The 24,566-nt window shown below is 72.3% G+C and carries 21 protein-coding genes; 9 read left to right on the forward strand and 12 right to left on the reverse strand.

All coding sequences use genetic code 11. The annotated features are described in order from the left end of the window. Positions 1-226: 226 nt before the first annotated feature. From ABZ193_RS04515 to ABZ193_RS04545, 7 genes are read right to left on the reverse strand one after another with little or no spacing between them, the layout of a single operon-like run. Positions 227-1,456, reverse strand: a complete 1,230-nt coding sequence (locus ABZ193_RS04515) for a 2-hydroxyacyl-CoA dehydratase family protein (protein ID WP_354708886.1) — start codon at positions 1,454-1,456, stop codon at positions 227-229. Then, positions 1,453-2,466, reverse strand: coding sequence for a 2-hydroxyacyl-CoA dehydratase family protein (locus ABZ193_RS04520; RefSeq protein ID WP_354708888.1), 1,014 nt, complete (start codon positions 2,464-2,466; stop codon positions 1,453-1,455). The genes ABZ193_RS04515 and ABZ193_RS04520 overlap by 4 nt, the downstream gene beginning before the upstream one ends. Beyond that, on the reverse strand, positions 2,466-3,704 hold the full coding sequence (locus ABZ193_RS04525; RefSeq protein WP_354708890.1) for a CoA transferase: 1,239 nt from the start codon (positions 3,702-3,704) through the stop codon (positions 2,466-2,468). Before ABZ193_RS04525 ends, ABZ193_RS04520 begins: the two co-directional genes overlap by 1 nt. Next, positions 3,701-4,840 carry a CapA family protein gene (locus ABZ193_RS04530; RefSeq protein ID WP_354708892.1) on the reverse strand — a complete coding sequence of 380 codons (1,140 nt, stop codon included), beginning with the start codon at positions 4,838-4,840 and terminating at the stop codon, positions 3,701-3,703. Before ABZ193_RS04530 ends, ABZ193_RS04525 begins: the two co-directional genes overlap by 4 nt. Continuing rightward, positions 4,837-5,622 carry an amino acid ABC transporter ATP-binding protein gene (locus ABZ193_RS04535; protein ID WP_354708894.1) on the reverse strand — a complete coding sequence of 262 codons (786 nt, stop codon included), beginning with the start codon at positions 5,620-5,622 and terminating at the stop codon, positions 4,837-4,839. Before ABZ193_RS04535 ends, ABZ193_RS04530 begins: the two co-directional genes overlap by 4 nt. Beyond that, positions 5,619-6,479, reverse strand: coding sequence for an amino acid ABC transporter permease (locus ABZ193_RS04540; RefSeq protein WP_354708895.1), 861 nt, complete (start codon positions 6,477-6,479; stop codon positions 5,619-5,621). The genes ABZ193_RS04535 and ABZ193_RS04540 overlap by 4 nt, the downstream gene beginning before the upstream one ends. Positions 6,480-6,492: 13 nt before the next feature. Next, positions 6,493-7,395 carry a transporter substrate-binding domain-containing protein gene (locus ABZ193_RS04545; protein ID WP_354708896.1) on the reverse strand — a complete coding sequence of 301 codons (903 nt, stop codon included), beginning with the start codon at positions 7,393-7,395 and terminating at the stop codon, positions 6,493-6,495. 117 nt (positions 7,396-7,512) lie between these two features. Between ABZ193_RS04545 and ABZ193_RS04550 the strand changes: the two genes are divergently transcribed. From ABZ193_RS04550 to ABZ193_RS04565, 4 genes are all read left to right on the forward strand, one after another. Continuing rightward, on the forward strand, positions 7,513-8,508 hold the full coding sequence (locus ABZ193_RS04550; RefSeq protein ID WP_020418932.1) for a PaaX family transcriptional regulator C-terminal domain-containing protein: 996 nt from the start codon (positions 7,513-7,515) through the stop codon (positions 8,506-8,508). A 196-nt stretch (positions 8,509-8,704) separates the two neighbouring features. Further along, positions 8,705-9,061 (forward strand): hypothetical protein, encoded by a 357-nt coding sequence (locus ABZ193_RS04555; RefSeq protein ID WP_354708898.1) that lies wholly within the window; start codon positions 8,705-8,707, stop codon positions 9,059-9,061. A gap of 53 nt (positions 9,062-9,114) precedes the next feature. Next, positions 9,115-9,879 carry an SDR family oxidoreductase gene (locus ABZ193_RS04560; RefSeq protein WP_354708899.1) on the forward strand — a complete coding sequence of 255 codons (765 nt, stop codon included), beginning with the start codon at positions 9,115-9,117 and terminating at the stop codon, positions 9,877-9,879. A 93-nt stretch (positions 9,880-9,972) separates the two neighbouring features. Continuing rightward, positions 9,973-11,340, forward strand: coding sequence for a M14 family zinc carboxypeptidase (locus ABZ193_RS04565; protein ID WP_354708901.1), 1,368 nt, complete (start codon positions 9,973-9,975; stop codon positions 11,338-11,340). 24 nt (positions 11,341-11,364) lie between these two features. Here the strand turns inward: ABZ193_RS04565 and catC are convergent, their stop codons facing one another. Genes catC through ABZ193_RS04585 form a run of 4 tightly spaced genes read right to left on the reverse strand, consistent with a single transcriptional unit; the run spans position 11,365 to position 14,551 of the window. Then, on the reverse strand, positions 11,365-11,646 hold the full coding sequence (gene catC, locus ABZ193_RS04570) for a muconolactone Delta-isomerase (RefSeq protein WP_020418936.1): 282 nt from the start codon (positions 11,644-11,646) through the stop codon (positions 11,365-11,367). A 21-nt stretch (positions 11,647-11,667) separates the two neighbouring features. Beyond that, positions 11,668-12,513 carry a catechol 1,2-dioxygenase gene (catA, locus tag ABZ193_RS04575; protein WP_354708903.1) on the reverse strand — a complete coding sequence of 282 codons (846 nt, stop codon included), beginning with the start codon at positions 12,511-12,513 and terminating at the stop codon, positions 11,668-11,670. Between the two features lie 35 nt (positions 12,514-12,548). Next, positions 12,549-13,652 (reverse strand): enolase C-terminal domain-like protein, encoded by a 1,104-nt coding sequence (locus ABZ193_RS04580; protein ID WP_354708904.1) that lies wholly within the window; start codon positions 13,650-13,652, stop codon positions 12,549-12,551. After that, complete coding sequence (locus ABZ193_RS04585; protein ID WP_354708905.1) at positions 13,649-14,551, reverse strand: LysR substrate-binding domain-containing protein; 903 nt, start codon at positions 14,549-14,551, stop codon at positions 13,649-13,651. The genes ABZ193_RS04580 and ABZ193_RS04585 overlap by 4 nt, the downstream gene beginning before the upstream one ends. 222 nt (positions 14,552-14,773) lie before the next feature. Here ABZ193_RS04585 and benA point away from each other — a divergent pair, with 222 nt between their 5' ends. Genes benA through ABZ193_RS04610 form a run of 5 tightly spaced genes read left to right on the forward strand, consistent with a single transcriptional unit; the run spans position 14,774 to position 23,294 of the window. Next, positions 14,774-16,123, forward strand: coding sequence for a benzoate 1,2-dioxygenase large subunit (benA, locus tag ABZ193_RS04590; RefSeq protein ID WP_354708906.1), 1,350 nt, complete (start codon positions 14,774-14,776; stop codon positions 16,121-16,123). Beyond that, positions 16,120-16,626 (forward strand): benzoate 1,2-dioxygenase small subunit, encoded by a 507-nt coding sequence (gene benB / locus ABZ193_RS04595; RefSeq protein WP_020418941.1) that lies wholly within the window; start codon positions 16,120-16,122, stop codon positions 16,624-16,626. Before benA ends, benB begins: the two co-directional genes overlap by 4 nt. Positions 16,627-16,636: 10 nt before the next feature. Continuing rightward, positions 16,637-19,327 (forward strand): benzoate 1,2-dioxygenase electron transfer component BenC, encoded by a 2,691-nt coding sequence (benC, locus tag ABZ193_RS04600; RefSeq protein WP_354708909.1) that lies wholly within the window; start codon positions 16,637-16,639, stop codon positions 19,325-19,327. Between the two features lie 58 nt (positions 19,328-19,385). Continuing rightward, positions 19,386-20,696, forward strand: a complete 1,311-nt coding sequence (locus tag ABZ193_RS04605) for an MFS transporter (RefSeq protein WP_354708910.1) — start codon at positions 19,386-19,388, stop codon at positions 20,694-20,696. Positions 20,697-20,705: 9 nt separating this feature from the next. Next, positions 20,706-23,294: a LuxR C-terminal-related transcriptional regulator gene (locus ABZ193_RS04610; protein WP_354708911.1), complete on the forward strand. Its 2,589-nt coding sequence runs from the start codon at positions 20,706-20,708 to the stop codon at positions 23,292-23,294. Here the strand turns inward: ABZ193_RS04610 and ABZ193_RS04615 are convergent. Then, a complete protein-coding gene (locus ABZ193_RS04615) occupies positions 23,289-24,524 on the reverse strand; it encodes a benzoate/H(+) symporter BenE family transporter (protein ID WP_354708912.1) in 1,236 nt (411 codons plus the stop codon). The two genes, ABZ193_RS04610 and ABZ193_RS04615, sit on opposite strands and share 6 nt — an antisense overlap. Positions 24,525-24,566 lie beyond the last annotated feature (42 nt).

The raw sequence follows: 24,566 nt of genomic DNA on the forward strand, positions 1-24,566 counted from the left end.
GTGGTTCAGCCCGTCGCGCACGCCGCGCGCCTGGGGCGCCGCCCGCTGCGCGTCGCCGAGCGCCGTGGGTGCCGAGGGTGGTTCGGCGCACGTCACGGTTCCGCCCCTCGCGCGCGCTGATCGCCTGGGGCGGCGGCTGCCGCATGTCGCCGAGCGCCGTGGACATTGGAGGTTGTGCTGATCGCCTCCGGCGACCGCTGCCGAGCACTGCGGGTATCGGGCTCGTTCAGCACACCTCACGGTCCAGCCAGTCGCGCACCACGGCGCTGATCGTCTCGGGCGAGGCCTGCCGTGCGTCGACGTTGTCCGCGTGCAGCTCCAGCACCGGGATGCCCGCCGCCCGCAGGGCGCGTGTCGTGAAGTAGCCACCGCGCGCGTCGTCGGAGACCAGGTGCACCACGCCGTCCACGCCGTGGTTGCGGGCCTCCTTCACGTACCACTCGGCCGACCACGGCGGCGTGTACAGCTGGTCGGAGAACGCGGCGAAGCGCGAAGCCAGCGCCCGCAACGGGTCGTCGCCGTAGCGCAGGTACCCGTCGGCCGCGATCGCGAGGTACATCGACCACACGAACACCGCGCCGTGGCTCTCCTGGAACCGGCGGTAGAAATCCAGGTCGAACCACAACCCCCGGCCGATCCACATGAGACGGACGCGCTCGTCCTCGCACACCGCCGCGCCCGCGTCGATGCGCGCCGCGACCTCGTCGTGGAAGGCCCGCGCCGCGTCCCGCGCCCATTCCGTCCCGCGGTGCCACTGCGGCACCATGACGCTCGGAATGCTGTCGGTGACCGCGAGCGGGCACGGCCGCGCCGCCGCGATCAGGTCCCTGGTGCGCCGGTTCCACTCCTGCTGCTCGTTGACCAGCGCCATCACCTCCCGGAAGCGGGTCTCGGAGAACACCCGCCCGGTGGTCTGCTCCAGGAACCGGATCAGCCCCTCCAGCTCGCCCACCATCAGGTCGAGCCGGTCGCTGCCGATCGCCTCCTCCCAGCGCCGCGGCATCAGCTCCCACCAGCGCACCGGCACGTCGTCCGCGGCCGCGCTCTCCAGCGGGTAGAACGTGATGCCCGGCTGAGCGTCCCAGACGTCGAAGATCTTGCGCGATGCGTCCCCGGTGGTCTCGGCGAGCACGATCGACGGCCGCGGCAGGCCACCCCACGGCGCGTTCGCCGGGTCGGGATCGAACAGCGAGGCCAGCGACGTCGAGCTGTACTGCTCCACGTAGTCCGGGTAGCCGCGCTCCCGCAGCAGCGCGAGGTAGTCCTGGGTGCGCCGCTTCGCCGCGACGATCGAGGCCCACCACTGGTTCACCACGTACGGGATGCCCATGGCGCGGAAGATCTCCTGCGGCGCGTCGGCGTTGACCAGCGCCAGCGGCCCGTCCTGCGCACGCAGGCCGGCGAACCACTCCTTCTGGTAGGCGGTGGCGGCGGACGCGGAGGCGAGGCGGGTCACGGCAGTTCCTTGATCGCGGTGCGGGCTTCGGGGGTGAGGCCGCCGTACGGCTGCCGTTCCAGCAGGACCGCCGGCAACCCGGTGGCTTCGCGCTGGGCCGGGTAGTCCCACGGCGGCGCGTCGTCGTGCTCGCGGACGTAGGAGATCAGCGCTTCGGCTCCGCACTCCCGCGCCGCGGCGGCGGTGTGCGCGGCCCGGGCGCGGATCGACGCGCGCGGGGCGGACGGCCCGTTGTGCTGGTAGCGCTCGGCCAGCGCCAGCTCGGTCGGCGCGCCCACCCGCCGCTGCCACAGCAGATCACCCCAGTCGTGGTCCTCGCCGACGATCAGCAATCCCGCCTCCTCCAGCGCCTCGTACACCTCCGGGCCGTCGTGCCCGCTGCCGGTGAGGAACACCCGCAGCCCCGGCACCGGGGCGTGCTCCTCCTCGAGCACCGACTCCACCAGCTCGATCGCCGCGGGCACCGGCAACGCCGTCGTCCGGGCCACGATGGACAGTGCTCGCGTCCCGCTCAGCCGTCCGCGCCGGCGCAGGGCCGCCATCTCACCGAGCAGCGCCCGCAACCGGTCGTGCGCGTTGATCGCGTCGGTCAGTGCCGCGTCGGTGATCACGGAGCCCGTCCACGATTCCAGCGTCGCCCGCAGCTGCCGGACCTTCGCCAGCACGTACCGCGTCGTCGTGCGGTGCGGCAGGTGCAGCACGTCGACCAGGTGCACCGGCGGCAGCGCCACCGCCGGCTCCACCCGCCGCAGCTCGCGCAGCGCGTAGAACAGCCGCAGCGACGCTTCGCAGTCGCGGGACACCACGAGCCCGTCCAGCCTGCCGAACTCCCCGGCCAGCAACCGGGACAGCAGCGACCGCGCCGCCGGGTCGAGGCCGCGGCCGAGGTACTTCTCGCCCAGCGTCCGGTCCGCGTCCGGCCGCCCGGCCAGCCGCACGGGACGCGCCCCGGCCGCGGTGATCAGCTCCACCGGGACGTCCGCGCCCACGTATCCGATCACCGGGACCATCAGATCACCGCGTCGGCGGCCAGTTCCGCGAGCTGTTCGGCGCTGTACCCCAGCCGCTCCCGGTACACCTGGTCGTTGTGCTCGCCGAGCGCGGGCGCCGGGCGGTCGAAACCCGCGCGGGCGCCGGAGAACCGGATGGGGATGCCGGTCGCGGACAGGTCGGCGACCGCGCCGTGCCGTGGGTGCGCGAGCGGCACCACTTCCTCGCGCTGCCGCACGAGCGGATCGCGCACGGCCTCCCGCGGTTCCCGCACCGGCGCCGCGGGCACCCCGTGCGCGGCGAACGCGGCGACCACCTCGGCCACCGGGCGCGACGCGCACCACTCGCGGATCAGGTCGTGCAGCTCGTCTGCGTGCCGGACGCGCTGGTCCCGGCTGTGGAACCGGTCGTCCTCGACCAGGTCCGCGCGTCCCATCGCACGCAGCACGCCGTGCGCGAACGCGTCGGTCGGCGCGCACAGGGCGACGTGACCGTCGGCGGCAGGCAGGATCCCGAAGGGCGCCAGCCGCGGCACCATCGACCCGGTGCGCTGCGGCAGCCCGACCGCCTCGAAGGCGTCGAACGGCTCGCACGCCACCAGCGAGGTCAGCGCGCCGAGCATCGACACGTCGACGTGCTGCCCCTCGCCGGTGTGCTCGGCCTGCATCAGCGCCGACACGGTCCCGATCACCGCGAACAGCGGCGCCAGCATGTCGCCGACCGGCAGCCCGAACCGCACCGGGCCTTCGTCCGGCTCGCCCGCGGTCATCATCACGCCGCTCAGCGCCTGGATGATCGAGTCCATCGCCTTGCCAGAGCCGGGACCGCCCTGCGCGCCGAACCCGCTGATCGAGGTGTAGACCAGGCGCGGGTTCAGCTCCCGCACCGCCGGGTAGTCGATGCCGAGCCGGTGCGTCACGCCCGGGCTGTAGTTCTCCACCAGCACGTCGGCGTCGCGCACCAGGTCGGCGAAGACCGCCTTGGCGCGCGGGTTCTTCAGGTTCAGGGTGACGCTGAGCTTGTTGCGGCCGCGGACGAGCATCGACACCGACATGTCGTCGTCGCCGCGTCGCGTCAGGGAGAGCCCGTCGCGGCCGAGGTAGGGCGCGTTGTTGCGGGAGGAGTCCCCGCCGGTGAACGGGTTCTCCACCTTGATGACCGTGGCGCCGAGCCCGGCGAGCAGGAGCGTCGCGTACGGGCCGGCCAGCGCGGTGGTCAGGTCGATGACGGTGCGCCCGGCGAGCGGCTGGTCGGTCATGACGTCCTTTCGATGTCGGCCAGCAGGACCCGGTCGCCGCGCGGCGTGAACCGCCCGTTCAGCCCGGCCCTGCGGGTGATGTCGTCGATGTAGCCGGTCACCCGGTCGCCGTCGGGCGTGCCGCCGCACGGCACCGGCGCGCCGCGCTCGTCGATCCAGCACGGCACGAACCCGGCTTCGGCGAGCCCGTCGCGGTCGAAGCCGAGCCAGGCGATCGCGGTGTTGCGGCTTTCCGGGTGGAACGGGTAGGCGGGCATCCGCGGGTCGGGCGCGAACCCGTACAGCTCCTTGCGCCGCCGCGACCACGCCTCCAGTTCCGCGCTGGAGTCCGAGCCGGTGCCCGGGGTGAGCGCGTGGGTGACGGTGACGAAGTTGCCGAGCCCGTGGAAGATCGGCTTCCCCCGGTGGGTTTCGATGCCGCGCATGATGTGCGCGTGGTGCCCGAACACCGCGTCGGCGCCCGCGTCGATCGCCGCGCGGGCCACCGGCTTCTCGTACATCGCGACCGCGGCCGGGGTGTGCCCGACGCCCTTGTGCAGCGACACCAGCACGATGTCGGCGTCCGCGCGCAGCGCCCGGATGTCGTCGGCCATCGCGTCCAGGCTGTCCGGGTCGGCGAAGGTGTAGATCTTCGGCGGCCCGCCGGGGCTCGCGTGGTCCAGCTCGTAGTGGGTGAGCACGTGCACGTAGGCGCAGCCGGGCTTCTTCGACGTGGCCCACGATTCCCGCGGGCCGACGCAGTTGTAGGACAGCACGCCGACCCGCAGCCCGTCGCGCTCGACGATCGCGGGCTTGCGGGCCTCGTCGAGGTTCGCCCCCGCGCCCGTCGGCAGGAGCCCGGCTTCCCGGGAGTGCCTGATGGTGTCGGCCACGCCGACGTCACCGGCGTCGCAGATGTGGTTGCCCGCCAGGGTGACGATGTCGAAACCCGCCTGAGCAAGCGCCTTCAGAGCCGCGGGGTCGGCGGGCGGTGCGGGCACGTCGGTGCTCTGCGAGACCGTCGTCGTGGAGTGCGGGACCTCGACGTGCCCGATCGTCACGTCGGCCGAGCGCAGCAGGTCCGCGGACGGGGCGAGGAACGACGCCGGGTCCGGCTCGTCGAGGATCAGGTCCCCGACCGAGGCGATGGTGATCACGAAACACCCTCCATCGTCGCGTTGTGGCGGGCCAGGAATGCCCGCAGCCGCGGGGTTTTCGGGTCGCCGAACAGCTCCGCGGGCGGCCCGGACTCGACGATCCGGCCCGCCTCCATGAACACGCAGCGGTCGGCGACCTCGCGGGCGAAGGCCATCTCGTGGGTCACCACGACCATGGTCATGCCGTTCGCGGCGAGGTCCCGCATCACGCCGAGCACCTCGCCGACCAGCTCGGGGTCGAGCGCGCTGGTGGGCTCGTCGAACAGCGTGATCCGCGGGTGGGTGGCGACCGCGCGGGCGATCGCCACGCGCTGCTGCTGGCCGCCGGAGAGCTGCCGCGGGTAGTGCCCGGTGCGGTCGCTCAGGCCGACCTGCGCCAGCAGCTCCAGCGCCTCCGCCCTGGCCTCGGCGCGGTCCCGGCCGTGCACGCGCACCGGCGCTTCGGTGACGTTGCGCAGCACGGTCATGTGGGGGAGGAGGTTGAACTGCTGGAACACCATGCTCATCCGCCGCCGCTGGGCCGCGACGCGCCGCTCGGGCAGCGGGCGCAGCCGGGAACCGCGGCGCTCGTAGCCGAGCAGCTCGTCGTCGAGGTAGATCGCGCCGCCGTCGATGCTCTCCAGCTGGTGCACGCACCGCACCAGCGTCGACTTGCCCGACCCGGACGGGCCGATCACCACCACGACCTCGCCCTCGTGCACGTCCAGGCTGACGTCGTCGAGCGCGGTGTGGTCGCCGAAGGACTTGCGCACGTTGCGCACGCGCAGCACCGGATCGCTCATTTCTGCACCCCGTGTCCCCGGCTGAAGTGCCGTTCCAGGCGGCGCTGGCCGATCGTCAGCAACGTGACCACCGCCAGGTACCACAGGCACGCGACGATGAGCATCGGCACGATCTGGTAGGTGCGGTTGTAGATGACCTGGACCGAGTGCAGCAGGTCGGCCATCGCGATCACCGACACCAGCGCGGTGCCCTTGAGCACGCTGATGAACTGGCTGCCCGCGGGCGGGATGATCGTGCGCATCGCCTGTGGCAGCACCACGCGCACGAACGTCTGGCCGGGCGTGAAACCCATCGCCCTGGCCGCGTCGCGCTGCCCGCTGTCCACCCCGAGCAGCCCGGCGCGGATGATTTCGGCCAGATAGGCGGATTCCACCAGCGACAGGCCGATGATCGCCGCGGTGAGCGGAGTGATCACCAGGTTGGCGTCCCAGGAGGCAAACACCGGGCCGAACGGGATGCCGATCGACAGCCGCGGCAGCAGGTAGGCCAGGTTGAACCAGAAGATCAGCTGCACCAGCGGCGGGATGCCGCGGAACACTCCGATGTAGACGGTAGCGGCCCAGCGCAGCGGCGCGAAGTCGCTCAGCTGCGCCGCGGCGAGCAGCCCGCCGACCAGCGAGCCGATCACCATCGCCACCACCGCGAGCAGGACGGTGGTGCCGAGCCCGGCGAGCACGGTCGGGTCGAACAGGTACTCGGCCACGACGTCCCACTGGAAGCGGGAGTTGCCGATGAGGAACCAGGCGAGCTGGGCGGTGACGACCGCCAGGACGATCCCGGCCACCCAGCGCCACGGCCGGAACCGGTGGCGCGCGGTGGCGACGTCGTCGGGCGGCGCCGCGGTGAGGGTTGTCATGGGTTCTCCGTGGTCAGCGGGACGTGGCGACGTTGAGCAGCGGTTTCTCGACCGTCACGTCGGTCAGTCCCCACTTCTGCATGATCTGGCGGTACTCACCGCTGTCGAACAGGGCCTGGAACGCGTCGCGCAGCACCGGGCCGAGGCCGCTGGTCTTGGGCACGAGCAGCGCGAGGTTGTCGGCGGTCGCGCCCTGCGCCTCGGTCTGCGTGACGTAGGTGAAGGCGCCCTTCTGCGCGGTGGTGACGTCGATGGCCGCGGCCTGGGTCATCCCGGCGGCGTCCGCGCGGCCGGACTGGGCGGCCAGCATCGTCGCGTTGGTGTCGGCCAGGCCGATCGTGGTGGTGGGCGCGCGGCCGGCGCCGGTGCAGTACTGGGAGAGCTTGTTCAGCTGCTCCTCGACGATGCTCGCGCTGACCACCGCGACCCGCTTGCCGCACAGGTCGTCCACCGTCTTGATGCCGGCGGTGGAGCCCGCGGGCACGACGTAGGAGGTGCGGGTGGTCATCCAGGTGATCGAGTCGAACTGCTGCTCGCGTTCGGCGGTGGCCTTGACCGGGCCGTTGAAGGCCTCGTAGCGGCCGCTGAGCATGCCCTGCAGTGCGGCCGGGAGGTTGCTGACCACCACGGTCTGGGTGCGGACGCCGAGGACCCGGCCGAGCGCGTCCTGGAAATCCTTGTCGATGCCGGTGACACTGGTGCCGTCGGCGCCGACGGTCCGGTACGGCGGGTGCGAGTCCCCGGCGAATCTGATCACGCCGGAGTCCTTGACCTGCTGCGGCAGGGCGTCGTGCAGGGCGGGCACGGTGGCGGCGCCCGGGCCGGGACCCGAGCCGGACGAGGCCTGGCCGCAGCCGGTGACGGCCAGGACGGCGGCCACCGCGAGGACGAGGGGACGGCGGAGGGTGAGGCGCATGGCGTGTTTCTCCCTGCGTTGGGCCTTGCCAGGCGATCGGAGAGGGTTGCTGTCGAAGTTGAGGACGAGCGTCGCACGAGCTGTCGCCTATTTCAAGACCTGTGCGAGACTGGGCCGGTGACCGCGAAGAAACCGGGGGACGCGTTGCCCCGCCCGCAGAACGGCGCCGAACCCCAGCTGCTGCTCACGTCGCTGCTGGGTGACTTCTGGTACTGGCGGGACGAGCACGTGCCGGCGACCGCGCTGGTCCGGCTGCTGGCGGACTTCGACGTCACGGCCGACGGCGCCCGTGCGGCGATGCGGCGGCTCGCGGCGCGCGGGCTGCTCACGGCGTCCCGGCAGGGCCGGACGACCGCGTACGGGATCCCGCCGCGCACGTCGGAAGTGATCGTCGAGCGCACGCACCGCATGCTGACGTTCGGCTCGACCGCCCCGAAGTGGGACGGCCGCTGGACGGTCGTCGCGTTCTCCGTCCCCGAACAGGACCGGACGCTGCGCAACAACCTGCGCTCGCGGCTGCGGGTCCTGCGCTTCGCCGCGCTGTACGACGGGGTGTGGGTGTCGCCGCACGACCTGGGCGGACAGGCCCTGGAGGTGCTGCGCGAGCTTGGGATCACGACAGCGACCGTGCTGCGGTCGACCGAGGTGCCGGGCGGGCCGGTCAGCCCGGTCGCCGCGTTCGACCTGGAGCCGCTGGCGAAGGAGTACCGCGAGTTCGCTGACCGGTACGAGCCGATGCTGCAGAGCCTCGACGACGGGCTCATCGGGCCGAAGCAGGCGCTGCGGATGCGGACCGAGCTGCGCGTGGACTGGCGGCACTTCCCGGAGACCGACCCGGACCTGCCCGCCGAACTGCTGCCGGCGGGCTGGGACCGGGCGCGGGCGCAGCGGGTGTTCGTGCAGATCTACGACCGGCTCGGCCCGCTCGCGGAGATCCGGTTCCGGCAGATCCTCGGGTCGGTGGCGCCGGATCTGGCCGAACACGCGTCGCACCACGACTCGGCGACGGTCGCGGAGCTGTTCGCCACCCTCGGGGACCGCCGCGCGCACGGCGACACGCCGTTCGAGCAGGCGGCCGCCGCGCGACGCATCGCGGAGGCGGAGCGGGGTTAGGTGGGGTTGGTTGCGCGCCCGGCGGGGGCCGGGGCAGCCGATTTGGTGTGGGTTCGGTGACGGGCCGGGACGCAGCCGCTCCGATGCCGTGCTCGGTGCGCGGCGCCGCCACCCGCGCGTCCACTCCCGGCGAGGTGCGGCGTGGGCGGCGTCCGATCCGGTGCTGCACATCTCGAGGGAGAGACCCCGTGCCCAGGTGGTCACGAACCGTTGCCGTCGCCTGCTCGGCGATTCTGCTCGCAGCCGCGCCGTGCCCGCGGTGGCGTACCCGCCGCGGATCAAGGTGTTCGTCACGAACACCGGTTCGCGCAACCTGACGGTCTACGACACGCGCACCACCCACCTGCTCGCCGTCGCGGCCGGCCCGTCGCGCGTCCACGTCACCAACTACAGCGACAACACGGTCACGGTGATCACGCGCTCACCCCGGCTCGTGACCGCCAACGGGGCCGACACCGTGACCGTCGTGGACGCCGCCACCAACCTGGTCACCGGCACCGTCCCGGTCGGTCCGGCTCGGCTGGCCAGGAAGCTCATCGTCGAGCAGGGGTGAGCCAAAGGTATACTGAGGCGAGAAATCAACTCAGTCTACTTTCTGGGGATACCATGAAGACCTGGCTGATCACGGGCGCGTCCGGTGGTTTCGGCACCGCGATCGCCCGGCAGGCGCTCGCCGCGGGGGACGCCGTGGTCGCGACCGCGCGGCGTCCGGAGCGCGTCGGGCTCACCGGGGAGCGGTTGCTCGTGCTGCCGCTGGACGTCACCGACGAGGGGGCGGCCCGCGCGGCGACCGAGCGCGCCGTCGAGCGGTTCGGCCGGATCGACGTCCTGGTGAACAACGCGGGCCGCGGGTTGTTCGGCGCGGTGGAGGAGACGTCACCGGCGGAAGCGCGAACCCTGTTCGACACCAACGTGTTCGGGGTGCTGGCGGTGACCCGCGCCGTGCTGCCGGTGATGCGCGCCCAGCGGAGTGGGCACCTGCTGGCGATCAGCTCGATGGGCGGCTTCTCGGCCGGCGCCGGGTTCGGGGTGTACGCGGCGAGCAAGTTCGCCGTCGAGGCGCTGCACGAAGCTCTGCGCGAAGAGCTGGCGCCGTTCGGGGTGCGGGTGACCATCGTCGAGCCGGGGGTGTTCGACACGGGTTTCAGCGGCGCGTCGGCCCAGGTCGCGCAGAAGATCGACGCGTACGCCGCACCCGACTACACCGACGACGACGGTGACCCGCCGGGTGACCCGGCCGACGCGGCGGCGGCGATCGTCGCGGTGGCCGGGGCCGCGGACGCGCCGTTGCGGCTTCCGCTCGGCGCGGACGCGGTCGCCCGCATCCGCGCGAAGCTGGACCAGGTGGCCGGCGACCTCGGTACCACGTGACGCTCCACTCGTTTCGCCTGGTCGGCCCTCGCCCGCCGCGACACATTCGGGTGAACTGGACCGAGCACGGAACGACGGACGAGGAGGGGGCCCGTGGCGCTGCCGGAATGGCTGGTCAAGGAGATCGACGACGTAGGGGACTACCCGGCGTTCGCGGGCGTCGACGAACTGGAACGCGGGTTGCGCACGCTGGCGGCGGGCTACCCGGAGATCACGACGTTGCAGCGGGTCGGCACCTCCCGGCACGGCGAGCCGCTGCTGTGCCTGACGATCGACGGCGAGCCCGGTGATCCGACGGCGCTGGTGTTCGGGCTGCCGCACCCCAACGAGCCGATCGGCGGGCTCACCGCGCTGCACCTGGCCGCGCGGTTGTGCGCCGACCCAGGGCTGCGGGCGCGGCTGCGGCACCGGTGGCGGATCATCGCGTGCATCGACCCGGACGGGCTGCGGCTCAACGAGGGCTGGCTGGCCGGCCCGTTCACGCGGGAGCACTACGCGCGGCACTTCTACCGGCCTGCCGGGCCGGACCAGGTGGAGTGGACGTTCCCGCTGGACTACAAGGACGCCTACTTCGACGCGGCGCTGCCGGAGACACAGGCGCTGATGCGGCTGATCGACTCCGACCGGCCGGATCTGGTGTGCTCGCTGCACAACAGCGAGCTGGGCGGCGTCTACTACTACCTCAACCGCGCCGAGCCGCCGCTGCACCGGGCGCTGCAGGCGCTGCCCGCGCACGTCGGGCTGCCGCTGGACCGCGGCGAGCCGGAGGCGCCCTACATCACGCGGCTCGACGACGCGATCTTCCAGGGCACGTCGATCAGCCGGGCCTACGACTACCTGACCGGGCTCGGCGAGCCGTGGACGAGTTCGGCGGGCGACAACACGGCGTCGTACGCCGGCCGGTACGGCGCGCTCACGCTGGTCACCGAGCTGCCGTACTGGACGTCCGACACGGCGGACGACGACGGCCCGGCGGGCACCGGGTACGCGTCGGCGCTGGCCGCGCACGCCCGGGCGCTGGCGGACCTGTCGTCGCTGATGGTGGACACGATCGAGGCGGTGTCCGGGGCGCTGATGGTGCCGGACTCGCCGTTCTGGCGGGCGAGCCGGTCCTTCGCGACAATGATGGCGTCGGCAGCGCGCAGCGCGCGTTCGCGCAGCACGTCCCCGGAGGCCGACCGGCCGGCCACGGTGGCCGAGGTGTCGTCCCTCGCCGAGGCGACGCACAGTTTCCGGTTGCGCTACGGCGGAATTCTGTTGCGGGCCCTGGACGGTGAGCTGGCGGTGGGCAACACGCGGCCGGCGGTGCGGGCGGCCAGGGAGCGGGTCGCGGCGAGGCACGCGGAGTGGGTCGCCGGAGACGCGCTGCTCGGCGAGTACCGGACGATCCCGATCCGGCAGCTGGTGGCGACGCAGTACGGAGCGGTGCTCGCGGCGGCGGAACACGTGGTGGGGCGCTGACGAGCGCCCCACCGGGCGTGACGGTCAGTCCTGGACCTTCGACGGATGCGTAGCCAACGCCATCACCCGAATGTCCATGTACGGGAACAACGGCAACCCCGACAGCAACTCGTGCAGTTCATCGTTCGACTCCACGTCGAAGATGGAGATGTTCGAGTACTCACCCACGATGCGCCACAGGTGCGGCCACTTCCCTTCCCGTTGCAGCTTCTGGCTGTACGCCTTCTCCCGGGCCACGATGTCGGCCCGCACCGACGGGTCCATATCGGACGGCAGCCGCACATCCATCCGGACGTGGAACAACATGGGTGAGTCCTCCAGTAAGAATCAAGCCGGGTCGAGCACGAAGTCGTAGGTCACCGTCTCGCCGCCGTCGGACGGCTTCGGGTCCAGGAGCAGTTCCGGCTTGACCGCCGAGGCGATGTCGTCGTCGTTGTGCTCGTCGCCGGGGAAGTACAGCTGCGCGGTCAGCAGCTCGTGGCCCGGGGCGGACACCTTGACGTGCAGGTGCGCCGGGCGCCACGCGTGCCAGCCCGCCGCCGCGATCAGCTTGCCGCACGCGCCGTCGGTCGGGATCTGGTACGGCGCGGGCCGCACGGTGTGGATCTCGAACGAGCCGTCCTCCTCGACCGAGAAGGTGCCGCGCAGGTTCCACTCCGGGATGCCGGGCGCGAACTGCGAGTACAGCCCGTCGGCGTCGGCGTGCCACAGTTCGACCTTCGCGTCCTTCAGCGGGCTGCCGTCAACGGAGGTCACGCGGCCCGTCCACACCAGCGGCGTGCCGCCCTCGCCCTCACGCATCGGCACCGACCCGCGCGAGCCCTGCTCCGGCGCGCCGGGCACGTAATACGGGCCCTCGATGGTGCCCTTGTTGCCCTTGCGGTGCGAGGTGGCGACCTCCTCGACCACGTGCTCGACCCACACGTCCAGGAACAGCGGCCACTCGCCGTCCTCGCCGACCTGGATCAGCCACGCCTTCAGCGCGTTGTACTCGTCGTAGGTGACCTTGTGCTTGCGGATGGTCTCGTGCACGGCCGAGAGCACCTCGCGGGCCAGCAGCGACACCCGCTCCTTCGGGGTGTCGGCGACGGCGGCGAACTTGTCGCTCTTGAACCGCGCGGTGGCACTGGCGCCGGACTCGGCGGCCGCGGGAGCGTGGTGGGTGGCGGTCATGGGATCCTCCTTGATTCCTTGATATCCGGGGGAGTTCAGCGGTCCTGGCGGTAGCGGTCGAGCTTGGCCGGGTCGATCTCGATGCCGAGCCCGGCGCCGGGACGGATGTGCAGCTCGCCGTCGTGGATCTCCAGCGCTTCGGTGAGCAGGTCGTCGCTCATGTCGAGGAAGTTGGACAGCTCCCCGGCCCGCCGCGACGTGAGCGCGTAGGACGCTCCGAACGCGACAGTGCACGCGGAACCGATCTGGCCGTCGATCTGGTTGCCCATCACGACTTCCAGCCCGAGCCCCTCGGCGAGGTGGTGCACGCGCTGCGAGTGGGTGAAACCGGTCCGCGCGGTCTTGATGCTGATCGCGGTGGCCGAGCCGGCCAGGATCTCGCGGGTCACGTCGGCCGGCGTGACGGCCGACTCGTCGGCGATGAACGGCACGTCCAGCTGCGACACCAGCCAGCGGCGGCCCAGCACGTCGTCGGCAGGGCACAGCTCCTCGGCGAACAGCAGGCCGAGGTCGGTCATCTCCTTCATCGCCATCGCCGACTCCGAGGCGGTCCAGCCCCGGTTGCCGTCGACGTACAGCTCCACGTCGTCGCCCATGCCCTCGCGCAGGGCCCGCACGACGGCGGTGTCCAGCGCGACCGGGCGCCGCCCGACCTTGACCTTGAACGTGGTGATGCCGTGCTCGTCGCGCATGCGCTGCGCCTCGGCGACCATCGCGGCCGGCTCGTCGAACCCGAGCATGTGCGACACGCGCATCCGGTCGGTGTAGCCGCCGAGCAGCTCGGTGACCTGCACGTCCAGCGTGCGGCCCAGCGCGTCCCACACCGCCATGTCGATGGCGGCCTTCGCGGCCGGGTTGCCCACAGTGCGGCTCAGCCGGGACGCCATCGTCTCGCGTTCGAGCAGGGTCAGGCCGACCACCTGCGGTGCGAAGATCTTTTCGATCACCGCGATGATCCCGGCCTGCGTCTCGCCGTAGGTGAACGGCCGCGGCGGCGCCTCCGCCACGCCGACGACCCCGTCGTCGGTGTGCACCCGCACCAGCACGTGCTCGGCCACGTGCACCTCGCCGGAGGCGAACTTGAGCGGTTTGCGGTACGGGATGGCGAACGGGATCGCCTCCACCCGCGTGATCTTCATCGGCTGACCTCGTGTCGTTGGGGGGCGAGTGCGGCCTCGAGCACCTCGAGGACCGACCGGACGAGCGGGGAGTCGTTGTCGCGGCGCCAGGCGAGCGCGAGCTCGACCGTGCCGGCGTCGGCGAGGTCGCGGAACACGACCCCGGCCAGCGGCAGCGCGCGGGCCGACGCGGGCAGCACCGCGATGCCGAGCCCGCCGGCCACCAGCGCGAGCAGCACCGCCGTGCCGGCCGCTTCGTGCTCGCGGTGCGGGCTGAAGCCGGCGGCCTGGCAGCTGCGCATGACGGCGTCGTTGACCACGGAATCCTTGGCGGCGTAGCTGATGAACCCCTCGGTGCGCAGGTCGGCCACCGACACGACGGGCTCGACCGCGAGCCGGTGGTCGGCGGGCACGGCGAGGATCAGCGGCTCGACCTCCAGCGTGTGCAGGTCGATGTCCTCGCCCTGCGCGGGCGGGCGCAGCACGGCCAGGTCCAGGTCGCCGTTGCGCAGCCCGTCGCACTGGGCCGGGGTGAGCAGGTCGGCGTGCACCTCGACGGCGACGCCGGGCAGGTCCCGCTTGACCGCGCGGGCGATGCGCGGCAGGTGCGAGAAGGCCGAGGTGCCGGTGAACCCGACCCGCACCAGGCCGAGGCGGCCGTCGGCGATGCGGCGCACCCCGCGGACGCTGTCCTCGACCGTGTCCAGCACCCGCTGCGCCTCACCCAGCAGGAACTCACCCGCCGGGGTGAGCCGGACCTGCCGGGTCGTGCGCGTGAACAGGGGCGCGCCCAGTTCGGCCTCCAGCTGCCGGATCGCGTGCGACAGGGCCGGCTGCGCCATGTGCAGGCGCTCGGCGGCCTTCCCGAAGTGGCAGGTTTCGGCCACGGCGGTGAAGTACCGCAGGTGACGCAGCTCCATCGCCGGCCTCCTTCCCGCTCCTCGTCGTCGTGGATTCATTCACCGTAGGTACGGATATTGAGTCAAGACAAGGAGCGATTCAGTCTTGATTGATCGATGCTGTCGATTAATAGCACCCTGGGTCAGGACTAGGTAATCGCCCGGTGTGACTGGGGCCACCGCTTGTCATGGTCGGGGGAACACCGAAGCCGAGCAGTGCCGCTGAGGCCGTTGGAGGTTTCCATGACCGAGACCCTGGACCACGTGTCGGAGGTGCTCGCCGACGCCGTCGTGGAGGACCGCGACGCCGGGATCTACCGGGCGAACCGCCGGATCTTCACCGACGAGGAGATCTTCGAACTCGAGATGAAGCACATCTTCGAGGGCAACTGGATCTACCTGGCGCACGAGAGCCAGATCCCGAACCCGGGCGACTACTTCACCACCTACATCGGACGCCAGCCGGTGGTGATCACGCGTGACTCCGGCGGCGAGCTGCACTGCCTGATCAACGCGTGCGCGCACCGGGGCGCGATGGTCTGCCGCCGCAAGACCGACAACCGGATGACGCTGACCTGCCCGTTCCACGGCTGGACCTTCCGCAACGACGGCAAGCTGCTCAAGGTCAAGGACCCCGACGGCGCCGGCTACCCGCCCTCGTTCAACACCGGCGGCTCGCACGACATGACCCGTGTCGCCCGGTTCGACAGCTACCGCGGGTTCCTGTTCGGCAGCCTCAACGCCGACGTGCTGCCGCTGGAGGAGCACCTCGGCGACACCACGAAGATCATCGACATGCTGGTGGACCAGTCCCCGGAGGGGCTGGAGGTGCTGCGCGGCTCGTCCACCTACACCTACGACGGCAACTGGAAGGTGCAGGCCGAAAACGGCGCGGACGGTTACCACGTCACCGCGACGCACTGGAACTACGCGGCCACCACCGCCCGGCGCAACACCGGCGAGTCCAAGAACGACACCAAGACCCTCGACGCGGGCAGCTGGGGCAAGTCCGGCGGCGGCTACTGGTCGTTCCCGCACGGGCACCTGTGCCTGTGGACGTGGGCGGCCAACCCGCAGGACCGTCCACTGTGGAACCGGATGGACGAGCTGAAGGAACAGTTCGGCGACGCCAAGGGCGAGTTCATGGTCAAGGGGTCGCGCAACCTGTGCCTGTACCCCAACGTGTACCTGATGGACCAGTTCTCCACCCAGATCCGGCACTTCCGGCCGATCGCGCCGGACAAGACCGAGGTGACGATCTACTGCATCGCGCCGAAGGGGGAGAGCGCGCAGGCCCGCGCCTGGCGGATCCGGCAGTACGAGGACTTCTTCAACGCCTCCGGCATGGCCACTCCGGACGACCTGGAGGAGTTCCGCTCCTGCCAGCTCACCTTCCGCGCCACCGCGGCGCCGTGGAACGACATGAGCCGCGGTGCCGAGCACTGGCTCACCGGCCCGGACGAGGTCGCGCTGGCGCTGGACATGAAGGGCGTCATCTCGGCGGGGCAGAAGAACGAGGACGAGGGCCTGTACCCGGTGCAGCACGGCTACTGGCGGGACACCCTCCGCAAGGCGATCGGAGTGGCGGAATGACCAGCGCGACCAAGACCATCACGCAGACCGACATCGAGCAGTTCCTCTACCGCGAGGCGCGCTACCTCGACGACCGCGAGTTCGAGAAGTGGCTCGACTGCTACGCCGACGACGTGGTGTTCTGGATGCCCTCCTGGGGCGACGACGACCTGCTGACCGAGGACCCGCAGAGCCAGATCTCGCTCATCTACTACCCGAACAAGGGCGGGCTGGAGGACCGGGTGTTCCGGATCCGCACCGAGCGCTCCAGCGCCACGTCGATCCCGGAGCCGCGCACCAGCCACAACATCACGAACGTGGAGCTGATCGAGCGCCGCGGCGACATCGTGGACGTGCGGTTCAACTGGCACACCATGTACTTCCGCTACAAGACCGTCGACCCGTACTACGGCACGTCGTTCTACACGATCGACTTCTCCGGCGAGTCACCCCTGATCCGCCGCAAGACCGTCATCCTCAAGAACGACTACATCCACCACGTCGTCGACGTCTACCACATCTGAGGGAGGCGTCATGGCTTTCCAGGTCGCACTGTCCTTCGAGGACGGTGTCACCCGCTTCATCAAGTGCGAGCCGGACCAAACCGTCGCCGACGCGTCCTACCGGCAGCGCATCAACATCCCGCTGGACTGCCGCGACGGGGCGTGCGGGACGTGCAAGGCGTTCTGCGAATCCGGCGACTACGACGACGGCACCTACATCGACGACGCGTTGTCCCCGGACGAGGCGTCCCGGGGTTACGTGCTGCCGTGCAGCATGAAGCCGCGCTCCGACCTGGTGCTGCAGATCGCCAGCACGTCAGCGGTCGCGAAAACCCAGGCGGCGACCTACCCGGCGACGCTGACCGCGCTGGACCGGTTGTCGCCCACCACGGTCGCGCTCACGCTGGAGACGCCGGACCGCGACAAGCTCGCGTTCCTGCCCGGCCAGTACGTCAACATCGAGGTCCCCGGCACCGGCCAGACGCGCTCGTACTCGTTCAGCAACGCGCCGGACGACAAGGAGCTGACGTTCCTGGTGAAGCTCACGCCGGGCGGCCTCATGTCGGACTACCTGACCGAGCGGGCCGCACCCGGCGACGAGCTGCGCTTCACCGGCCCGAACGGCAGCTTCTTCCTGCGCGAGACCGGCCGTCCGGTGCTGTTGCTGGCCGGCGGCACCGGGCTGGCGCCGATCCTGTCGATCCTGCGGGCGATGCGGGCCTGCGGGTCGTCGCGGCCGGCGCACCTGGTGTACGGCGTCAGCACCGACGACGACCTGGTCGAGCTGGACACGCTCGCCTCGCTGGCCGCGGAGGTGGAGGGGCTGACGTGGGACTACTGCGTCGCCGATCCGGACTCCAGCGCCCCGAACAAGGGTTATGTGACCAGCCTGATCCGCGACGAGCACCTGCACGGCGGCGACGTCGCCGTGTACCTGTGCGGCCCGCCGCCGATGGTCGAGGCGGTGCGCAAGCACTTCACCGACGCCGGTGTGCAGCCGACGGGCTTCTACTACGAGAAGTTCGCGCTCTCCGCCCCCACGGGGGAGACGACGGCCGCCCCGGTGGGTGGTGCCGACGTGGCGGGCGCCGCACCGGCCGCTGCCGTGACTGCGGCCACCGCCCCGCCACGCACCGCCGCCGTCCAGACCCCGGCGCCCCCGGCGCCGGAAGCCCCCGCCGTTCCGGTATCCGCGTCCCCTTCGCCGGAGCGCGCGGGGGCGAGCCGGACCGTCGCCGGGCAGGCGATCTTCCCGCGCGCCGAGCTCGCGCCGCTGCGCGGCGGCGCGATCCCCGACGAAGGCCAGGCCCGGCGGGCCATCGCCGGGCAGGTCATCTGGCCCGGCGGCACCGGCGGCACGCTCGACCCCGGTGAGCCAGTGCGGCCAACGGCCTCCCGCGCCATCGCCGGGCAGGAGATGCTGCCGCAGGCCGAAATCGCCCCGCTCACCGAACCCGGGCGGTACGAGATCGGCGAGGAGCACCCGTCGGTGCACGAGTCGGACGCCGTGTTCGAGGCGCGCCAGGCCCTGGAGCTGGGCGCGGTGGAGATCACGATCGGCCGCCTGTCCTCGCAGCAGCTCGCCGGGTACCGCCTGCTCGCCGAGGCCACTGTGCCCTATGTGGACGGCGACCGGTTCCTCGACGCCGCCGCCTACACCGAAACCAACGCGGCCTTCCACGACTACTTGTTCACCCTGACCGGCAACGAGCACCTCCTGCAGGCCTACCACGCGCTCGGCGTCAAGGGGCACATGACCGAAACCCTGCGCGACGCCACCTGGTGCCACCCCCGTTGCACGCAGGATCACCTGGACATCGTGGCCGCGTTCGAGGCGGGGGACCGGACTGCCGCGCGCCGCCTGGTCGCCGAGCACGCCGAACGCTCGAAGACCACAATGCGCCGCGCGATGGACGACAAGAATGCCGCGCGGCGGCCGCGGTTCGTCAGCCCCGGCCGGTTCGACGGCAAGGTCGTCGTGGTCACCGGCGCCGCGCAGGGCATCGGGGAGCGGGTGGCGCGGCGGATCAGCGCGGAGGGCGGCACGGTCGTCCTCGCCGACCGCGCCGACCTGGTGAAGGACGTGGCGGACGAGCTGACGGGCGAGGCGCTGCCGGTGCTGTCCGACCTGGAGACCTGGGCGGGCGCGCAGGCGGTGGCCGAGGCGGCGCTGGCCCGGTACGGGCGCATCGACGTGCTGGTCAACAACGTCGGCGGTGCGATCTGGTTCAAGCCGTTCACCGAGTTCACCCCGGACGAGATCGACGCCGAGATCCGCCGGTCGCTGATGACCACCCTGTACTCGTGCCGGGCCGCGTTGCCGTCGATGGCCGCGCGGGGGCAGGGCGTGATCGTCAACGTCTCCTCGGCCGCCACCCGCGGCATCCACCGCATCCCGTACTCGGCGGCCAAGGGCGGCATCAACGCCATCACGGCCTCGCTCGCGCTGGAGTACGCCGACGCCGGGATCCGGGTGGTCGCGACCGCGCCCGGCGGCACCGAGGCGCCGCCCCGCCGCATCAGCCGCGGCGGATCGGCGCTGGAAACCGAGCAGGAGCGCGCCTGGTTCCAGGCGCACATCGACCAGACCGTGAACTCCTCGCTGATGAAGCGCTACGGCACGCTCGACGAGCAGGCCGCCGCGATCACGTTCCTGGCCTCCGACGAGGCCTCCTACATCACCGGCACCGTCCTGCCGGTGGCCGGGGGCGACCTCGGCTGAACCCGGCCGCCCCGCCCGGGGCCGCCGTTGCCCTCCCCACCCCACACCGGGAGCCATCATGTCCGACACCGACGCAACGAAGCGCCGGCGCACCGTGTCCTGGGTGGTCGCCCTGTCGACGATCGCCCTCGTCTTCGACGGGTACGACCTGGTCGTCTACGGCACCGTTCTGCCCACCCTGCTCGCCGATCCCTCCCAACTCGGCCACATCAGCGCGGGCCAGGCCGGGGCGCTGGGCAGCTACGCCCTGATCGGCGTGCTCGTCGGGGCGCTGGCCGCGGGCAGCCTCGGCGACTGGATCGGCCGCCGCAAGATCATGCTGGTCAACCTGGCCTGGTTCTCGATCGGCATGGGGCTGACCGCCCTGACCCAGAACGTCACCGCGTTCGGCTTCGGCCGGTTCTTCACCGGCATCGGCGTGGGCGCGCTCGTGGCGACGGTGGGCGCGCTGGTGGCCGAATTCGCGCCCGCCGGGCGGCGCAACCGGCTCAACGCGATCGTCTACAGCGGAGTCCCCGCCGGTGGCGTGCTCGCGTCGCTGCTGGCGATCGTGCTGGCCGACGCCGTCGGCTGGCGCGGGCTGTTCTGGGTCGGCGCGCTGCCGATCGTGCTGGTCCTGCCGCTGGCGGTCGTCAAGCTGCCGGAGTCGGCGAAGTGGCTCGCCGCCCGCGGCCGGGTGGCCGAGGCACGGGCGGTGTCGGAGCGGACCGGGGTGCCGCTGGTCGCCGAGCCGCCGGTGACCGACCGCGTGGGATTCCCGGCGCTGGCGACCCGCGCGCTGGCCTGGCCGACCGCCCTGCTCGGGCTGATGAGCTTCGCCGGGCTGCTGCTGACCTACGGGCTGAACACGTGGCTGCCGAAGATCATGGCGGACAACGGGTACGGCAAGAGCTACTCGCTGACCTTCCTGCTGGTCCTCAACCTCGGCGCGATCATCGGCGGCATGCTGGCGTCGCTGTGGGCGGACCGGGCCGGCGCGAAGCGGGTCGTGGTCACCACGTTCGTGCTCGCCGCACTCACGCTCGCGCTGCTGCCGCTGGACCTGCCGCTGGGCGCGCTGCTGCTCGCGGTCGCCGTGGCCGGGGTCGGCACCATCGGCACCCAGGTGCTGATCTACGGGCTGGTGTCCAACTACTACCCGACGCGGGCGCGGGCCGCGGGCGTGGCGTGGTGCGCCGGCTTCGGACGGCTCGGCGGGATCGTGGGCCCGGTGATCGGCGGCCTGCTGGTCGGCGCCGGGCTCGGCGGGACCACGGCGTTCTACATCTTCGCCGGGGTGGCGCTCGCCGCGGCGCTGGTCACCGCGCTCGTGCCGCGGGCGCAGCACGCCGAGGTTCCGGTGGCCGCCGTCGCGCCGGAGCCCGCCTAGAGTGACCATGTGGTCCACCGTCGCCCGCAGCTGATCGCCCGCGCCGCCGCGCTCGCCGCACTGGAGAGCGTGGCGGCGCCGGCGTTCGTGCTGGTCACCGGCCCGGCCGGGGTGGGGAGGACGGCGCTGGCCGACGAGTTCGCCGCCCGCTGCGACGGCGTGCGGCGCGCGGCCGGGGCGCCGTGGGAGACCGGCCGCGCCGGTGGCGTGCTCGCCCAGCTCGGCGGTGCCGACGGTGTGGTGATTGTGGACGATGCGCAGTGGGCGGACCTGGAGTCGTTGCGCACGCTGGTTTCCACGGTCCGGCACGACCGCGACGCCCGGCCGCTCGTCGTCGCCACCTGCGTGAGCGGCGACCACCGGGTACCCGCGGCGGCGCTCGAACTGCTGCACCGGGCCGCCACCACGACGGTGCGCCTGGAACCGCTCACCGCGCCGGAGACCGGCGAACTGGCCGCCGCGCACGGAATTCTGCTGCACCCGTCGATGGCCGAGCGGCTCTGGCGGCACACCGGCGGCATCCCGCGCCACGTCGTGCAGTTGCTCGCCGAGGTGCCGCGGTCGACGTGGGCGCGGTTCGACCCGGACTTGCCCGCGCCCGCCGCCGTCGCCGCGCGCGTGCGCGAGGGTCTGGCGTCCTGCTCGCCCGAGGCGCGCCGGCTCGTCGAGGCCGTCGCGGTCCTCGGACCGGGCACCGCGGTGCGGGACGCGGCGTCGCTGGCCGGGGTCGACGGCGACGTGCTGCCCCTGCTCGACGAGGCGTGCGCCGCGGGGCTGGCCGAGTTCGCCCCGCACGGCCTCACCGAAGCCGGGCCGCCGGACCCGATGGTGCGGGCCGCGGTGCTCGCCGCGATGGGCCCGGCCGCCGCCGCGGACGCCCACCGCCGGGCCGCGGACCTCATCGAGGACCCGGTCCGCCGCATGCACCTGCTGGTCGCCGCGTCCCCGGTGCCGGACGCGGCCGTCGCCGACCGGCTCGACGAGCTGGCCGCGGAACGGGCCGCCGAGGGCGCGTGGGGCGTGGCGGCCTCGCTGCTGTCCGACGCCAGCCGCCTCACCGACGACCGGCTGAAGCGGGAAAGCCGCCTCACCCGCGCGGTGGACGCGCTGATCGGCGCCGGGGACGCCTTCGCCGCCGCGGCGCTGATGCCGGAGGTGGAGAGCCTGCGGGAAACACCGCTGCGCAACGCCGTCCTGGGCTACCTGGCGATCGTGCGCGGCCGCGCCGCCGAGGCGGAAACCCGGCTGGGCCGGGCCTGGGGGCTGGTCAACACCGGCCGGGAGCCGGACGTCGCGGCGCTGATCTGCCAGCGCTACGTGCTGCATTCGCTGTCGCGGTGTCGCGCCGAGGACCTGGTGCGGTGGGCGGACCGGGCGATCTCGCTGGTGCCCGCCGACGCCCCGGCGGCAGTGGAGGCGGCGGCGATCCGCGGGCTCGGCCTGGCCGGCAGCGGGCGGCCGGACGAGGCGCTCGCCGGGTACGCGGAGCTGGCCGAACGCGTGCAGCACGGCGCGCAGGCGCAGCGCATCCAGATGGGCCGCGGCTGGCTGAACCTCATGGTCGACGCGATCGACGAGGCGCGGGTGGACCTGGAGATCTCGGTGCCCACGACGTTCCTCGGCGGTTCGACCCGGATTTCCCTGTGGGCGCGCGGCTGGCTGGCGCGGGCGCAGTTCCTGACGGGGGAGTGGGACGACGCGCTGCGCACGGTCGCGGAGGCAGAGCCGTTGCTGGACCGCTCCGGGATCGTGCTGGCCGGACCGCTGCTGGCGTGGACGGCGGTCGCGGTGCACGCGCTGCGGGGCGATTGGGAACGCGCCGAGGAGGCGTTGCGCCGTGCCGACGCCGGGCCGCAGGACTACGAGATCATGCGGGTGCCGTCCTGCCTGGCGCGGGCGCACGTCGCGGAGGCGCGCGCGGACGCGGCCGGGGTGCTGCGGGCGTTGCGGCCGCTGACGATGCCGTGGGCGGGCGGCAGCATCGACGAACCGGGGTTGTGGCCGTGGGCGGACATGTACGCGCACGCGCTGGTGCTGGAGGGCAAGACCGCGGACGCGGACGCGTTCCTGGCGCCACACGAACGCCTCGCCGCGGAACGCGGGCGCGTCTCGGCCCGCGCCCGGCTCGCTGCGGCGCGGGGACGGCTGCTCGGCACGCAGGGCGACGTCGACGGGGCGCGGGCGGCGTTCGACGAGGCGCTGGAACTGTTGGAGGACCTGCCGTTGCGCTACGACCTGGCGCGCGTGAACTTCGCCTACGGGCAGATCCTGCGCCGGGCCGGCAAGCGCCGCGAGGCCGACGCGGTGATCAGCACCGCGCGGGACGCGTTCGCCGCGCTGGGCGCCTCGACGTACGTGGCCCGCTGCGACCGCGAGCTGAAGGCCGGTGGCGTGCACGTGCCGCGCGGCCGCGGGTTCGACGAGCTGACCCCGCAGGAGGAGGCGGTGTCCCAGCTGGTCGCGAGCGGACTGTCCAACCGGGAGGTCGCGGCCGAGTTGTTCCTGTCCACCAAGACGGTGCAGTACCACCTGACCCGGATCTACGCCAAGCTCGGCATCCGCTCGCGCGCGGAGCTGGCCGCCCGGCGGCGGTCATGAGCGGAAGTCGCCGCGCTCCAGCAGGAACGACACCGCCAGCCCGGCGACCAGGCCCCAGAACGCGGAGCTGATGTTCAACGGCTGCACGCCGGACACGGTCACCAGGAACGCCACCAGCGCGCCGAGCGTGAAGCGGGTGCGGAAGGCCGTGACGAACGCGCTCTGCAACGCCCGCAGCATCGCCAGCCCGCCCAGGACCGCGATGAACGCGGGCGGCGTCGCCAGCATCAGGCGCACGAAGGCCGGCGCGAACAGGCCGGTCACCACCGCTCCCGCCCCGCACACGACGGCCGCCGTGTACTGGCGGTCCCGCTCGCCCGAGGCGACCAGCAGCGCGTTCGTCGGCCCGGTCAGGCACGTCGACACCGCGCCCACCGCCGCGGCCGGCAGCGACCAAAGTCCACACAGGACGGTCACGACGTTGGTGGGCGGCTCGTGCCCGGCCTGCTTCAGGACGGCGACGCCCTGGCCGTTCTGCACCACCAGGACCGTCACGGCCAGCGGCACGACCAGTTCCAGCAGCGCGGGCCAAGTGAACCGGGGCGCCTGCAGCAACGGCTCGGCGAGCCAGCCGGAACCGGCGAGGGTGAAGCGGCCCGACACCGCCACGGCGACCGCGCCCGCCAGCAACGCCCCGAGGATCGGCGGCAGCCGCCGCCCGGCCGCGGGCAGGGCGCTGAGCAGCACGAACACCACGACCATCGGGACCGCGACGACCGGGTCCACGCCGAGTGCGGTCACCAGGTCGAGCCCGAACTTCAGGAACACCCCGGCGACCATGGCCATGACGATCGGCATCGGCAGCGCCGCCATCACCGCGCGGACCCAGCCGGTCAGGCCGATCACCAGGATCAGCAGCGCGGTGACCACGAACGCGCCCAGCACCTCGGGCCAGGTCAGGTGGGTCAGCGACCCGCCGACGACGACCGTGCCGGGGATGGTCCAGAAGAACGCCAGCGGCCGCCGGTACAGCCACGACGCGAGCACCGTGAGGATGCCGTTGAGGAAGAACACGCCGAAGATCCACGACGCGAGCTGCGCCGGGGTCAGGCCGCCCTGCACCCCGACCGCGAGGATGACCGCGATCGGCCCGGTCGCGGAGAACACCAGGCCGATCACGCCGTTGGTCAGGGTGGTGCCGGTGAAGTCCCGGCGCACGCGCCGCGGCCCGGCGACCGGTTTCGGCGGACGCTCGAACCGTGGCGCGCGGATCTCCTCGTCGAGTCTCATGTACGCATGCTGAACTCATCGGCCGCCATGCGTACAGCCGGT

Origin of the sequence: Amycolatopsis sp. NPDC006125 (assembly GCF_040614195.1) — a bacterium.
Classification (GTDB): Bacteria; Actinomycetota; Actinomycetes; order Mycobacteriales; family Pseudonocardiaceae; genus Amycolatopsis_E; species Amycolatopsis_E tucumanensis.